Consider the following 14,055-nt stretch of genomic DNA (forward strand, 5'->3'; position numbering starts at 1 on the left):
TCTGACGGAGAGTGATCTCACTTCTGACGATCGCCTTTCACTGGCAAATGCCATTCGTAACGGTACCAACCGGTTGCGGATAGTTGACGCGCTAAAGGCGCGTCGTCCAGTGCCATCTCCGGTGAGTAGTTTGTCCAGCGTGCAGGCACTTCGACGAGAGCCCGATCAATTCGCCATGGTGGAGAATTTCGTTCGTTTCGCGCGTGAGGATGATAGTGCCTTCCTGCGTTTCGCCTTTTCGCGAATCTGCGGCAGAGATCCGACCTCGGCCGAACGGCTGGAATTGGAATTCGATCTCAGGCGGCGCGTTCTTACCCGCACCACAGTCGTAAAGAGAATCGTCGCCATCGCCCGCCGGGATGGCCAAACCGCTTACTGGGATACATTGCTGCCCGACAGCGAAAACGAGGTGCGGGAAACTGCCGATTTCTCGAATGCAAGCATCACTCCCTCCGGACTGCTGGTCAACACAGACGGACAGGCGATGGTCGTCTTCGTGCGCGAGGTCGAGAATATTGGCTGGATGATCGGTCCCGACCTCATGCGCCAGCCTTTGCAAATCAATGACGGCAATTGGAGCGTCCAGCCCGGCTGGCTGCTGACAGGTCCGAAACGCAGTTTCGCAGATGGAGACTGGCTGCTCGATCTCGATCTCATCCAGCCGCAGACAGCAAAACTGGATATCGAAATCGTCGCCAATTCAGGCCTTGATGTACTTCAGGCCATGACGCTGGTTGGTTCCTTTTCGGGGACGGTGTGCGTTGCCATCAAGCGGGAGCATCGCTTCCTCGAGTTGCGAATTCGCATTCACGAACGCAGCCCGGAAGATTCCTGGTTGCGTCCCCGCAATATCTCCATGCGGCAAATATCATGATACGAGAGCTACGATTTGCATCAACGCTTCTTCGCGTCGGCCAGGCGGCGACAGAAAATAAGGCGCCCGTAAATCTTCTGGCCGAGGCCGATGCAGCGCGAGATCGACAGGATTGGGCGACTGCCGCCTATTATTACGCGCAGGCAGTAGAGCAGCAGCCTGGTCGGCTCGGGTTGTTCGTGCAGCTCGGGCATGCCTACAAGGAAAGTGGCGATTACGAAGCGGCCCTCGAAGCCTACAGGCATTTCCTCGAAGAGGAACCCGACGATGCCGAGATTCATCTGCAGCTCGGCCACCTCTATAATCGTATGAGCAATCTCGAAGCAGCACTCCAATGGTACGATCGCGCCCATGCGCTTGCGCCAAATGATGCTGAGATAACCCAACATACGGAGGCTGCCCGCCGGCGGTTTTCGCGCACCGATGTCGAGCTCAAGCGCCGCAAAGCCATGGAACTCGTCGAGGCGAGGCGCTGGCATCAGGCGAGAGCCGAATTGCGGGAACTGGTTGTCGAAAACGGTGAAGACGACCTGATCGCCGTCTATGCGAACGTTACCAAAGAAACCGGTGATTTCGACGAAGCCTTGCAGCTCTACAATGTTTATCGCGAGTATGCCAAAGGCCGCGATCCGGCCGCAGTGATCGATGTCGAGATACAGACAGCGCATCTTTACAAGGCGATGCGGGATATCGAATCCGCCTTGCGCCATTATATCCGGGCACGAGAGGCCGAATTCGATCTCTATGGCCATACTCCTCCGGATTCGATTTCCGGACAGGAAATTCGCACTTGCATGGCGCAGATATATACCTGCTTCTGGCATCCCAATTAAGGGCGGCATCGCCGTATGGCGTGAGCCCGGCTGACGCCATACTCAGCCACTTTCATGATCTCTGATGGCGGTAACCATCAGCCAACCCAGAAGATAAGCAAGGCTCAGCGACAGGAAGACCACGAGGATGTTCTTCAGCGCATAGGGCATCTCCGCCTCATCGGGCAGATGCGGCGGCACCAGGATTTCCAGATAAAGCTGTTGCCGGCGTGCATCCGCCCTGGCAGCCTCCAGCGAATCCAGTGCCGACATGAGTGCCTTGTTGGAAAATTCCCGCATGAGAACGAGGCTCTCGTAATCAGCAATCCTAGGTGCGACGGAACTGTCGGAACCCACCATCTTCGAGCGTTCGTTCTCGATCTGCTGCTCCAGTGCGGCTATCTGGCTCGTCAGGAAAGGGATGGAGTTGCTGTCGGGCGCGGTCTTGCGTGTTTCAGCGAGACGAGCGCTGGTATTGGCCAGTTCTGCACTCAGACCGGTAATGAGATCGACCATCGATAGGGAACTGGCATTCGGGTCGATCATCAACTCCTTGTTTCTGAAGTTCGTTATATTTTTCTGGGCATCGATGACACGCTGTTGTGCCTCCTGCACTTCTTTGTCGGCGAAGCGAACGGCATCACCACGCGCACGATCGTTCAAGCGGTCGAGGAGATCCCCGCCGAGCGTCAACAGCGTGTTATTCAGATCGGCGGCGTCCTGTGCATGAAAGGCGGTTGTGCGCAGCACGGTGATGCCGGTGGTGTCATTGTGGATGACGGAGACTCGATCCGAATAGTAGCCGTAGAGTTCCTCCTCGCTGTTGCTTTCCCAGAATCGCGGAAACCGCGTCAGCCAGTCGGCTTGTGGGCTGCCGAAAATGGCCCGCACGGGAAGTCGATCTCCAAGCTCCTTCAACGCCTGTCGCGAGCGGATATATTCCTGCACCGAGAAGGTGTCGTCCTGCGAGCGGGTTATGCCACTGTTCTGCAGCAGGGAGCCGAAGACGTTAGATGATGGTGGCGCCGCCATGCGCACGACAAAAGACGCTTCCGATACATAGATCGGTGCTGCGACGAAAGCGAAATAGCCGCTGACAATCAAAGTGGGTACGATGACCACAAGTCCGTAGATGGCAAGCCGATTGGTGCCTTTGCGGCGCTTCTTTGCCTTCGGAAGCGTGGTGAAGGACCGCGCAATCGCTTTGCGGAACGGCTGCCGGCCCGGCTTTCCATCGAGCTCCTTGCCCTTGGCCTCGGAGTTTATAAGAGCCATGTCTGTACCCTTCCTGTTGATTGCCTGCGATCGTAAGCCGTCATGCATGAATCCGGTGCGGTAACTGTCCAAAACTGACGCAATGAAGATTGAGTGGGCAGCCTTCGACAGTATCGTTGAGCGGCGGTCCGGTACGGGTCGCCTGCGGAACTGGAGCCCTCCGAATGAATACGATGCCGAACAACTCCCATGCCCGTTCGCAGTTCGTGACTGGATTGAAGATCCAGGCGCGGGTTCTCGGGGCGTTGATCATGCGTGAGATGCTGATCCGCTACGGGCGAGAAAACATAGGCTTTCTGTGGTTGGCCCTGGAGCCGATGATCCTGACCGGCGGCGTCATGTTTACCTGGACTCTGCTCGATCATGGCGCACACGGGTTGACGATCGCCGGCTTTGTTTTGAGCGGTTACATGCCCCTGACGCTCTGGCGCCACATAAGCGGACATGCCGTCTCGTGTCTGCGCCAGAACTTGCCCTTGATGTATCACCGGCAGATACGTCTTGCGGACGCATTGATTGCGCGTGCGCTTTTGGAGATCGCCGGCACGACGGCAGCTCTGATCGTAGTCTACACGATTGTCCGTTTGGCGGGCTTCATACCGCCATATCACGATCTCGGTTTGCTTTTGGCGGGCTGGCTGTACATGTCCTGGTTTTCCTTCGGCGTAGGGCTGATCTTCGCGGCCGCCTCCGAACGCTTTGAATTTGTGGATAAATTCATTTCGCCGTTCCAGTACCTCACGCTGCCAATTGGCGGCATGTTCTTCATGGTGGCCTGGCTGCCAAGCGGATTGCAGAGGCTCGCGCTTTATGTCCCTACCGTTCACTGCTTCGAACTGTTTCGCGCCGGCATGTTCGGCGATACCGTTGAAACCTTTTACGATTTTGGCTTCATCACCAAAGTGTGCCTGTTCACAACGGTCATCGGCCTTTTCCTGGTCAACCAGGCGCGCAACCATATAAAGTTCGAATAGGACAGCGAACGTCCGGTCCTGGGGAGCGCCCTTATCTGGCATAGAGGGGGACCTGACTCTGAAACTCGAAGGACCGTAGCAGCGTTTCACGCAACTCCCTGCGATTGGGGAGAGCATAGTGATTGAGGAAGGTCAGGGCCGACTCAGGCTCGCGCCCTAGGATCCAGCGAAAGGCCGCTACGACATCGTGTGAATCGACTGGATCGCCAAAATGGTTTTCGGCAGGATTGCTTATCCTGGCGAAAAGATAAGGCAAGGCTCCATGCAGAATATCGAGGCTGAACCGCTGCAGGTTCTGGTTCGATAGTGCACTCGTGGTGAAGGCATCCATCAGGCCCGAGTAGTTGGTGAGCGTGGAAACCAGATCGCTTGAGCGAGGCAACCCCTCGAAACCGCCGTCAGCGTGAAATTGCGCCGCTATTTCCTTCCAGACATTCTCCGAATAATGCATGGGCGCAGGCCCGTATAGGGCGGTATCGTCGGAATAGAGGTGGAGCGACGGCGCCAACACCCGGCTGTTCTTGATGCGCTCTAAACAATAGTCGATGAGCATGCGAGACATCGGATAGCGCATTTGCCAGCGGCAGAAATCCACCATGTATGTATTGCTATCGATGAGCGCCCCGCGATAGTCGGCAGTGGGTGGAGCATCGAGAAGGATCACCTCGGTTTCAGGCAGATCCTGTATGACGAAGTCACAGAATTTCCGCATCGCGTCGACAACAAGGGTCCAAAATTCGCGGTTGCCGAAAGGAATGACCGTTAGAATGCTGAAGGCATCGCGCTGCAAATCTGGTGCGGCTTCCAGGAGTTCGTAAGGCACCGTCAGCAGAGTGTTCTTGTAGCGCATCAACGAGGCGCGCGTGACCCGGCTGAAATCAATGACGAGAGTTTTTGGCGCGGCTTTCTTCAATCGGCCGCAGAAACCTTTCCGTGACTCGAATCTCAGTCGTTTTTTGATCGATTCCGGCCAAGCCTCGATGGCTTTGATGGTGACTTTCCGGTCATCCATGAAGCTGGCAACGTTTATTCCGTAGCAGAAGAACGTGATCTTGCTATCGGGGAATGCGTATTTGACGAATTCCTCGCTCGGGCACGAGCCGTAGTACGCGATCTCACTCATGTCATTGCCCCGCCTTGCTCAATAAGGTCTCCATGACGGACGCCAAGCGCGTCAGCTCTTCAAATCACGGCCATATTGTTCAAAGACTATTGTTTAGAGAGCTGCCTCCTTCACGCGTTGTCGCTTGGCTTTTGCTGGCCTCAAGGTCAGCCCGAGGCGTTGCACGCGCTCGCCGACTTCGTCAGTACGATCTCCATGGACAGCCAGAATATTCGCCACCGCACCGACGGGGAAATTCTCGTCGAGTTCATCAGCTGTTGCGATCTGCGTCAGCTGTTTCTGTTCGCTTGTCCAAATATGATAGCCACGTTCCGAAAGGTGGCGATAAATTGCGCCTGGCGAGGTTTTGGAGAGTACTCCAAGCATGTCTCGATTGATCTCCATCAGCAGAGATGGCTTGTGTGCCGTTATGGTTCGCTGAGCGCCCTTCAGGAACAAACCTTCCGCACCCTCGATATCGACTTTCATGACATCTGGCCTGAGATTGCCGATGACGTGATCAAGCGTCTCGACTTTCGTCATCCGGCCAACCCTGTTGTCTGCTGCATTCGTAACAAGTCGCGTCGCACCGGCGTTGACCGTGTTTTCGGCATCGTTGAGCTGCAGTTCTCCCGGAGCATCCGCCAGCGCGAGCTGCCGAACGCTGACACGATCTTCAAAACCGTTCTCCATAATGGAGCGGTTGAACAGATCCCAAAGCTTGGGCAGCGGCTCGAAGGCAAGCACTGTGCCCCTGAAGGATGGATGCGCCGCCGCGGAAAGCGAATAATAGCCGACATTGCCGCCGACATCGATCAACTGACCGTTGTCGGGGAGGATCGCCTTGACGAGATCGATATCAAACTTCTCGTATTCGCCGTTCATGATGCCGAATGAAATATGGTATTGGCGAAGATCGAGATACAATTTAAAATTGTATCTCGTTTCGAATAGCACGAAGATCGACCTCGGTACGAAATTGTCGAAAATCAGCTCACCGTGACGCTCGTGAAATTCATTGGAGCTGAGAAAACGCCTGCGATGTTCGGCGAGCGGAATGTCCGTGAGCTGCAGCAAATTTTGCCCGATCGCATTGCGCTCATCCTCGTTTATCGGGCGGCCAAGGATAAACTTGTAACAATTCTCGATATCGTAAAAACTCGTCACTTTGTTGCCCCTTCGTCCTGCAGACGATCCAGATAAATTCTGATCCCTTGTTGCGTCTGTATTGTTATTTTCCATCGTCATGTCGTCGATCGCCGCAGGGTTGAGCCGGATAGCAGTCCCCGCATGCGTTGTGGCGCTCGTTGTGCTGCATAGCGCCGTGCCGAAAAATCGGCTTCGATCAGCGCTTCCAGATCGTCGAAATGCGTGTCCCATCCCATCGCGAAGCTTGGTCTGGCTCGGTGTCGGCGAGCGGCGGCGATCATGTCCACCGCGGCCCGCCAGCTCAGCCCGTCCGACGGATCCAGGAAAATTGCCGCTTGACCGGCTGCGGCCTCGCGGTGCGCAGCTATGTTGGACGCGACAACCGGCGTGCCCAGAGCGAGTGCCTCGGTAATCGGCATCCCATAACCTTCCGCAAAGGACGGTGAGAGCAGAGCCGCAGCTCCGGCCACCAGCCTTGCCAAGGCAGCATCTTCCAAGCCGGGCACCTCGATGACGAGCCCCGGCAGGGCGGGGCAGCGCTCCAGCATCGCCAGGATATGGCTGTTTTCCCACCCTCTCTTACCCACGATCACCAAAGGTGGCGCTTTGGGGCCATCGCGTTCGGCCAGGTGCTGCCATAGGCGAAGGAGCAACATGTGGTTCTTGCGCGGCTCGATCGTGCCGATCGCCACGAAATACGGCTTTTGGGGAAGGGCGAAATCATCGATCGCCCCCTGGAAGCATTGCTCGACGCCCGGCGGCAGCACGGCGATGGAGGGCAGCCTCTTGTTGTTTTCTTGCGCGAAGGTGCGCAAGGCACGTGCCGTCACCTGCGAATTGCACAGAATGAGGCTGGCGTGCTGCAATACCGTTTCCATACGGCGGCGATGCCGTTCCGGCTCTTCGGGCCGCACGAATTCGGGATGAGATAGAGGAATGAGATCGTGGACGTAGAAGACGCTATTCCTGCGGGTCTCTCCGAGCCAGGAGAAGGCGGATGTTCGCTCCAGGCGGCTGTGAGATACGTGCACGAAAGATGCGCTGCCGGGGAGCGCCACGCCTTGGGCGAAGTGATTGGCAACGACATGCGCGATCTTGCGAAGCCTTTGAGACTGAGCCTCACCAGCTTTTAGTTCTGCGGATACCTCCCACCGGATCTTGCCGTCAATGGCGGCAAATATTCGTTCGAGAAGAACTGCCTGAGAAGCGGATACCTCGGTCGACGCCCAGCGCGTGTTGAGCATCGATACCAGCCGATCGGCCCGATCGGTCGCGACGGAAATTGCCCCGTGGTGGCCGGTTTCGACGAACCAGGGCGATTGCGGTTGTTTGGAATCATGCCTCGGCAAAACGCGTTTGCGACGCTCGTTCAGCCAATCTGCATAGTGCAGCTCATAGCGGTCAATGCCTGTCGGTGTCGAGCAATGCGCCCGTTCCATCAATCGCGAGATATCCATTACAATCGGGTTCATCGCGATTTTCTCGTGTCAAGCATGTGGATGATCTGCGTCAACAATCGACGACGCGACGGATTGGGTGCGGTGCCCAGCCGAGCGTTGTAAAGCTCGGCAACGACGTCTTCGGGCCTGCAAGGCAGATTCGTGATGTTCGACCAGTAGCGCGGATAGAGGATCAACGAGCCGGCAACCAAGCCATCAAGGCTCAACATGCGTTTGCGCCGAAGCGAGACTACGCTGTCGTGCGTAAGACCCCAGCCGGCATAAAATGGCAAACCATGACACCAAACCGGCTTTTCCCGCAGCAGGGCCTCGAAGCCGATCTGTGACGTTGCGACATGAACTTCGTCAACGACGCTCAGGAGCTGATTCAGATCGACATTGCCGATGACGAGGTCCGCAACTTCTATTGGCGACAGCAAGTCTGACTGATCTGCCTTCGCCAGGAGATCCGGATGCTGCTTGTAGAGGATGAATGCATTGGGCCTGAGACGCCGGACGGCTCTCAACAATTCGATGTCGGATGCATGGCTCGGCATGCCGAACCGCAAGGAGGCGTCATTCGGAACCTGCCCGGCAACGAGAACGATGGCACGTTTTTCGGCCAAAGCCCTGTAATCAGGAGCCGGTTGCGGGGGGAGGTTATATTTGGTGATGCCCATCGAAACGATGGCTTGACGAAGGCTTTTGGCGCGCTCGAGGAGAGCGGCGTCGAAGTTCGTTTCATTCAGGATCGTTTCGAGTTGGCTCGGAGCGGATGCGTTGAAATAAATGCCTTCGGCGTCGAAGCATAGAGAGGAGGGGGGCACTAGCGAGGTGCCGAGTCCCGCCGACCGAATAAAGCCGTCTTCGATCCGAACGATCGGCAATCTCTTGCCCTGTTTCAACAGCATGCTTTCCTTCGGAGGCGGCGTATTCCCCCAAAGGACGATAGTGTCGGCATCTGCAATCTGCTCAGCAGTCGGATTGGTGGCGAACTGAACCTGTGATCGTGGTCCGGTCAGATAGCGCCGCATGACCGAGCGCTTGTGCAGCGAGAAATTCACACAAAGATAACGGCCGGAAAGCGATTGCGCACGGCTGCGCCATTCCAGCAGCCGATCGACAGCCTGCTCGGCGGCGATCGAACGACGCGATACCGGATCGACGTATCGTGAATATTGAAGGAATGCAGCATCCGCGAACTCGTCAATGTTCACGCGCCGTTTGCGACGCGCTCGCGTGGCGGTCGCCACCGTACCTTCGGCGCGATCCTCTGTAAGACCCCACCCGGCGTAGGCCGGCATGCCGAAGGTGGTGACCGGTATTTTCCGGAGGAGTGCGTCCAGCCCGAGCTGGCTCGATACTGTCCAGACCTCGTCGACTGCGTCCAGCACCGAATGGGCAGAAACGGCACTATCAATAAGCTGTGCCCGACCGCCATGGGCGTGCGGAGCGAGGAAACCTCTGGCACGTCCCGCAACCACGTCTGGATGGCTCTTGATGATGATGTCGGCATTTTTCTCGGCCAGGGCAGCGTTCCACATTCTTTTGAATGTGGCTGCGTCGGCGCCAGCGCCTTCAACGGAACGATCGCCCACCACCTGATCGACAAGCAATATGCGTTTGTGGCTGCTCCGGCGCAGCGACACGACCCCTTCCGGCAAGTGATTGTACTTGGAAAGCCTCTCGTGGACGATCCATTGCCGGAGGTTCCGCGCGCGTTCAGGGTCGCTATCGCAAAGCTCGCTTTGAATTAGCGCTTCGAGGCGGGAGGGGCCATGAGCGGAGAAATGGATGCCGAGATCATCGGTGACCATGGAAACCGAAGGTGCCGAAGGATCGCCGCCGACCGATCGCAGGAAGCCGTCCCCAACAGCCCAGAATGGAAGCCGGTGAATGCGCGCATAAAAATGAGCGAGGCGAGCATGAGGTCTTCCTCCCCACCCGACGACACCGTCTGCGACCCCCATAGCCAATTCGATCGGCCGCAGCGATGCAGAGATCGCAGCACCGATCAGCGGAAAATGCTGACGGGTCGAAAGAAATGCGAGCAGCCGTGAATTGGCGGGAGGCAACCAGGACGCACGTGCCTGTCGATCCGCGGATGAGGGCGGCATCGCCTGGGAAGAAATCGTCAAATCAGAATACATAAATCCCCCCAATTCCCTGGTCAGAAGCGGCTGTAGTTGCCAAGGCGCAGATGGCGCCGGCGCCGCGCTTCCGCGGGCAGCAAGAGAGGAATCGCTCCCTGGGGGACGGGAAGCTGTGTCTGGACGCTTTGGCTGCGATCGCGGCCGTGTAAAGCACCGTCGATCAGGATTTGCACCAAGAAGAAGCCGAGCTTTGGAATGAACGGAGTGCCGATCCAGGGCAGGAGCCGACCGAAAAGTGGCCACTGCGCCCGGCGATGCGGCTGGGCGATATCGTTGCCATGGTTTGAGACATCCCCGAGCTTTCCCATTCCGAATTCCTTGAGCCAGTAATGAGAGAGATTGCTAATAGAATGGCAGTTATCGCCGCCACAATTTCGCCTCGCCATACGGATCGCGTCGCCAAAGTATTAATTGCGACAGTTTTCCATCTATTCTTACTTGGCGAGATTAAATTTTACGATTTTGAGAATTATATTTGACAAATCAAGGATATATGTGGAAGCTTTGCCAAAAATAAAGGCTTCTCAGATGTTGTACATGCAGCTGGAAATGCGACGCACAGCTGAGTTTCCAGCATCCTGCGGAGAGCCAGAAAATACCGGTGAAAGGCTCCGGCTTTTCTCGAGGAGAGAGATTTGATGGTCTTCAAATGAGCCGCATCGAGAACAACAGAGAGTTTGCGGATTTCGTTACGTTGGTAACGGCGCGCTCCTCCAGCGTGGTTATTGGCCGGCCGCTTCCGTGGCCGCAATCGATTGCGAAATGGATGCGTTCGCAATTACTGCTGATTGTGATGGTCATCATTCCGGGCTTGCTCGGAGGCATCTACTACGGCTTCATCTGCGCCGATCAATATATTTCCGAAACGCAGTTTGTCGTGCGTAGCCCGAACCGGAATAGTGCGGGCCTGCTGAGCGGCTTCCTTCAAAGCACGGGTTTTGTCCGTGCCCAGGACGACAGCTATATCGTCACTCAATTCATCAAATCCCGAGCGGCCGTTGACGCGCTTGTCGAGAAGGACGGACTGAAGGAAAAACTTTCGCGCCCCGAGGCGGATTTCCTTAGCCGTTACCCCTTGTCCTGGAGCGAGGGCAACGGCGAGGGGCTGTTCAAGCACTATCTTGATATCATCAATATTCGCACGGATACGGGTAGCGGCGTTACGACTCTAAGCGTGCGGGCTTTTCGGGCGGAGGATGCCCAGCGGCTCGCAAGTGCATTGGTTCAGCACGCCGAGGAACTCATCAATCGTCTTAACGATCGCGCCAGGGCTGATGCCATACGCTATGCGCAGGTCGAGGTGAGCGACAGCCAGGTCAGGCTATCGAACATGCAGAAGACATTGACGGATTTTCGCAATCGCGAATCGCTCGTCGACCCGACGAAGCAATCGACAGCGGCGCTCGACATGATTGCCCGGCTGTCGGACGATTTGGCCGCAAGCAAGACGCGCCTCGCCGCTCTTGACGAACAGGCGCCGCAAAGTCCCCAAGGGGAAGCATTGCGGGCACGAGTGACTGCGATGGAGCGTCAGATCAGCGAAGAAAGAGCCCACATCGTTGGCAATGACGGGTCGATGGCCCCGCGTATCGCGCAATATGAACAGCTTCTGCTGGAGCGGGAGATGGCGGCCAAGATGCTGACTTCGGCCACGGTCTCCCTTGAAAACGCGAAAATCGATGCGCAGCGGCAGCAATTGTATCTGGAACGAATCGCTGACCCGAACCTGCCGGATCATGCGCTTTACCCGAAGCGTATCGTGGCATTCTCGATGCTGCTGGCCATTTGCTTTGCATGCTTCTGGATCACGCGCTTTTTTATCAATCAGGTCTACGAGCACGCGGCGCAGCAATGAGTGGTCTCCCTTCCAGTCTTTCGCAGTTCGTATCGTCTAATGCGCCGGCCCCACAAAATTTGAATCCGGAACAGGAGGATGGGATCGTCGGCGTCTTCGATCTCGTCAAGGAATACGAAGTGAACGGCCGCATGCACCGGGTGCTCGACGGTCTGACCTTCAAGATCGGTCGTGGCGAGAAGATCGCCGTTCTCGGGCATAATGGTGCCGGCAAGTCGACTCTTGTCCGCATGATCGCCGGCATAGAAGAGCCAACCTCCGGCAAAGTGGTCCGCAACATGTCGATGTCATGGCCCATTGCCCTGAGCGGCGGCTTCGGCGGTTCTATGACGGGGTTTGACTGCATGCGCTTCCTGTCGCGAATCTACAACAAGCCGTTTGCCGAAATTAGGGATCAGGTCGACGAGTTCAGTGAGCTCGGCCGATACCTGCGCATGCCCATTAGAACATATTCATCGGGCATGCGCGCGCGGCTGGCTTTTGGCATGTCCCTTGCCATCGATTTCGATTGCTATCTCATCGATGAGGTGCTCGCAGTCGGTGACAAACGCTTCCAGACTCGCTCGTTCGAGGAGCTCTTCGTCAAACGCAAAGATCGTTCCATGATCATTGTGGGACACAATCTCAACGTGATTGCCGATCTCTGCAGCTCGGCACTTGTGCTAAAAAAGGGCCGAGGTCGCGTCTTTCATGACATTGAAGCGGCATTTAGAATCTACTCCACATTGTAGATATGCCGTTTTTGCGCTGTTGGCTTCGAAGGCTGCGCACGGTGCGGCATGCCACGTCTCCAAAGTGATACAGTATCAGGGAAGGGTGAGCAGAAGGCTCCTCCATGTTCGACACGACTTTAAAGTCGATTCAACCGTCGCCTGTCGCCGCGGAGGGCCCTGAATCGAATTATGGTCGTATATCGCACAAATGGAGTGACGTTACGCGCCTACCGGTTGCTTGGATTGCTTCGTCTGCTTTTCAGCGTTTCTGCAGTGGTGTTTTGATACCGCACTCGCAACTATCTCCACGCACAGCTGTACTTACTAAATTAGAATATTAATATTCAACCCTTGATAACATGCCCGACCAATATAGTTATTTGATCGGATGCATTTTGTCCGACGATGTCGCGAACGCAATTTCGCCTTCTGCGAGAATGAGAGGCGGTAGGATTCTGTATAACATCGTCACTATCTGTACTGTGTTGTCAAAAATTGATGTGCTAATTTAACAATGAATAATGTAAGGTAAGCTGAATGATTATACCCCGTTAGAACTATCGAAGGGGATGAGACCATGGAGTCATCGTAGCGGACGCTAAAAAATCTGACCTGAGTAGAAATCAAATGTAAGTGATTTCTAATATGCAACTTACGATTTTGAGTAGGATAGCGGATGGCGATGCTGGGAAGAGTTGTCGAACAATGCGTTGGGACTTTTGAGGTATACTCTCGTGATGCAATAGTTCGCAATCTTGACGTGCTTGAGCCAAATTGGAAATGGTCGGTTCCTTCGGATTCCAGCGGCGATTATTCCTTTAAATTCAGCAAGCAACCCCTTCAATCCGCCTCCATCATCAGCGCTGAACATTCTGGAGCGCTGGAAGGGGTGGCCAAACACGATCTGCCGCGTGTGAGCATCATATTTGTTCTGGCGGGAGAGATAGAGGTCAACCACAGAAGGATGCAAAAGAAACTGCGCATCCCTGCCAACAGTGTCGCTAGCATCACTGACCGTAACGGCAAGCGGCTGGATATCAAACCGCGAAGCTCGTGGCTCGTATTTCAAATACCAGAACCCGTTTTAAGGCAGCATTTCGAGGAATTGACGGGCAAGCCCTATGTGCAGGAGTTTTCTCTCTCGCCAGTCAGTTTTCGCCAGGGCGGCGCTCAAGGTCTCTACCAAACTCTTCGTCAGGCTGAAAAAGATCTTATGACTGCGCGCCCGGCCGAACGGGTGATGCTGGCAAAGGCCTACAGCGAACTGCTGCTAGTCAAGCTGTTTGCAAAGCTCCCGCATAATCTGACCGACGCCTTTAGCCGAGGCACATTGGAGGATGCACCGCGGCAGCTTCTGCGAGCCGAGGCATTCATGCGCGACAATCTGCATAACGCGATCATGCTGGAAGATCTCGCCAATGCAGCCAGCTGCAGTGCGCGCGCCCTGCAACGCATGTTCAAGACTTATCGCGGCGATACGCCGATGGGAATTTTATGTAACTACCGGCTTGCCGCCGCACATGGAGCCATCAAGGGTGGACAGGCGGAGAGCATCACCGATCTGGCAATGAGCCTGCAGTTCTCCAATCCCGGACGGTTCTCCGTTCTCTACAAGCACGCTTATGGCTTTAGCCCCTCATCGATCCTTCGTTTTACCCGGGAGCATAGTGACGATGCCAGGACAGCATAGTGCGCTGAGCACATCGAAG

General features: G+C 55.8%; 12 protein-coding genes. 6 read left to right on the plus strand and 6 right to left on the minus strand.

Annotated elements, in window-relative coordinates; genetic code table 11:
• Nucleotides 1-130 precede the first annotated feature (130 nt).
• Together BSK43_RS29100 and BSK43_RS29105 are read left to right on the plus strand one after the other, a co-directional pair.
• Complete coding sequence (locus tag BSK43_RS29100; protein ID WP_246662721.1) at nt 131-874, plus strand: hypothetical protein; 744 nt, start codon at nt 131-133, stop codon at nt 872-874.
• Nucleotides 871-1,707 carry a tetratricopeptide repeat protein gene (locus BSK43_RS29105; protein WP_077468195.1) on the plus strand — a complete coding sequence of 279 codons (837 nt, stop codon included), beginning with the start codon at nt 871-873 and terminating at the stop codon, nt 1,705-1,707. The genes BSK43_RS29100 and BSK43_RS29105 overlap by 4 nt, the downstream gene beginning before the upstream one ends.
• A 42-nt stretch (nt 1,708-1,749) precedes the next feature.
• Here BSK43_RS29105 and BSK43_RS29110 read toward each other — a convergent pair whose 3' ends face one another.
• Nucleotides 1,750-2,961, minus strand: a complete 1,212-nt coding sequence (locus BSK43_RS29110) for a capsule biosynthesis protein (protein WP_077468196.1) — start codon at nt 2,959-2,961, stop codon at nt 1,750-1,752.
• A gap of 173 nt (nt 2,962-3,134) precedes the next feature.
• On the opposite strand from BSK43_RS29110, the gene BSK43_RS29115 reads away from it, so the two are divergent.
• Nucleotides 3,135-3,935: an ABC transporter permease gene (locus tag BSK43_RS29115; protein WP_281406672.1), complete on the plus strand. Its 801-nt coding sequence runs from the start codon at nt 3,135-3,137 to the stop codon at nt 3,933-3,935.
• Between the two features lie 31 nt (nt 3,936-3,966).
• Here BSK43_RS29115 and BSK43_RS29120 read toward each other — a convergent pair whose 3' ends face one another.
• The 5 genes from BSK43_RS29120 to BSK43_RS29140 all read right to left on the minus strand — a co-directional run bounded on the left by BSK43_RS29120 (nt 3,967) and on the right by BSK43_RS29140 (nt 10,086).
• Nucleotides 3,967-5,058 (minus strand): DUF6270 domain-containing protein, encoded by a 1,092-nt coding sequence (locus tag BSK43_RS29120; protein WP_077468198.1) that lies wholly within the window; start codon nt 5,056-5,058, stop codon nt 3,967-3,969.
• Nucleotides 5,059-5,151: 93 nt separating this feature from the next.
• Complete coding sequence (locus BSK43_RS29125) at nt 5,152-6,204, minus strand: FkbM family methyltransferase (RefSeq protein ID WP_077468199.1); 1,053 nt, start codon at nt 6,202-6,204, stop codon at nt 5,152-5,154.
• Between the two features lie 77 nt (nt 6,205-6,281).
• Complete coding sequence (locus BSK43_RS29130) at nt 6,282-7,658, minus strand: glycosyltransferase family 1 protein (protein ID WP_077468200.1); 1,377 nt, start codon at nt 7,656-7,658, stop codon at nt 6,282-6,284.
• On the minus strand, nt 7,655-9,775 hold the full coding sequence (locus BSK43_RS29135) for a capsular polysaccharide biosynthesis protein (RefSeq protein ID WP_077468201.1): 2,121 nt from the start codon (nt 9,773-9,775) through the stop codon (nt 7,655-7,657). The genes BSK43_RS29130 and BSK43_RS29135 overlap by 4 nt, the downstream gene beginning before the upstream one ends.
• A gap of 20 nt (nt 9,776-9,795) precedes the next feature.
• Complete coding sequence (locus BSK43_RS29140) at nt 9,796-10,086, minus strand: hypothetical protein (protein ID WP_077468202.1); 291 nt, start codon at nt 10,084-10,086, stop codon at nt 9,796-9,798.
• A gap of 341 nt (nt 10,087-10,427) precedes the next feature.
• Between BSK43_RS29140 and BSK43_RS29145 the strand changes: the two genes are divergently transcribed.
• From BSK43_RS29145 to BSK43_RS29155, 3 genes are all read left to right on the plus strand, one after another.
• The gene (locus tag BSK43_RS29145) at nt 10,428-11,633 is read left to right on the plus strand and encodes a capsule biosynthesis protein (protein ID WP_077468203.1); all 1,206 of its coding nucleotides are present in this window, start codon (nt 10,428-10,430) and stop codon (nt 11,631-11,633) included.
• Nucleotides 11,630-12,364, plus strand: a complete 735-nt coding sequence (locus tag BSK43_RS29150) for an ATP-binding cassette domain-containing protein (protein WP_077468204.1) — start codon at nt 11,630-11,632, stop codon at nt 12,362-12,364. Before BSK43_RS29145 ends, BSK43_RS29150 begins: the two co-directional genes overlap by 4 nt.
• 658 nt (nt 12,365-13,022) lie before the next feature.
• Complete coding sequence (locus BSK43_RS29155) at nt 13,023-14,036, plus strand: AraC family transcriptional regulator (RefSeq protein ID WP_077468205.1); 1,014 nt, start codon at nt 13,023-13,025, stop codon at nt 14,034-14,036.
• Nucleotides 14,037-14,055: the final 19 nt, after the last annotated feature.

Origin of the sequence: Rhizobium sp. P44RR-XXIV, from assembly GCF_001999485.2 — a bacterium.
In the GTDB taxonomy this organism is placed as follows: Bacteria; Pseudomonadota; Alphaproteobacteria; order Rhizobiales; family Rhizobiaceae; genus Rhizobium.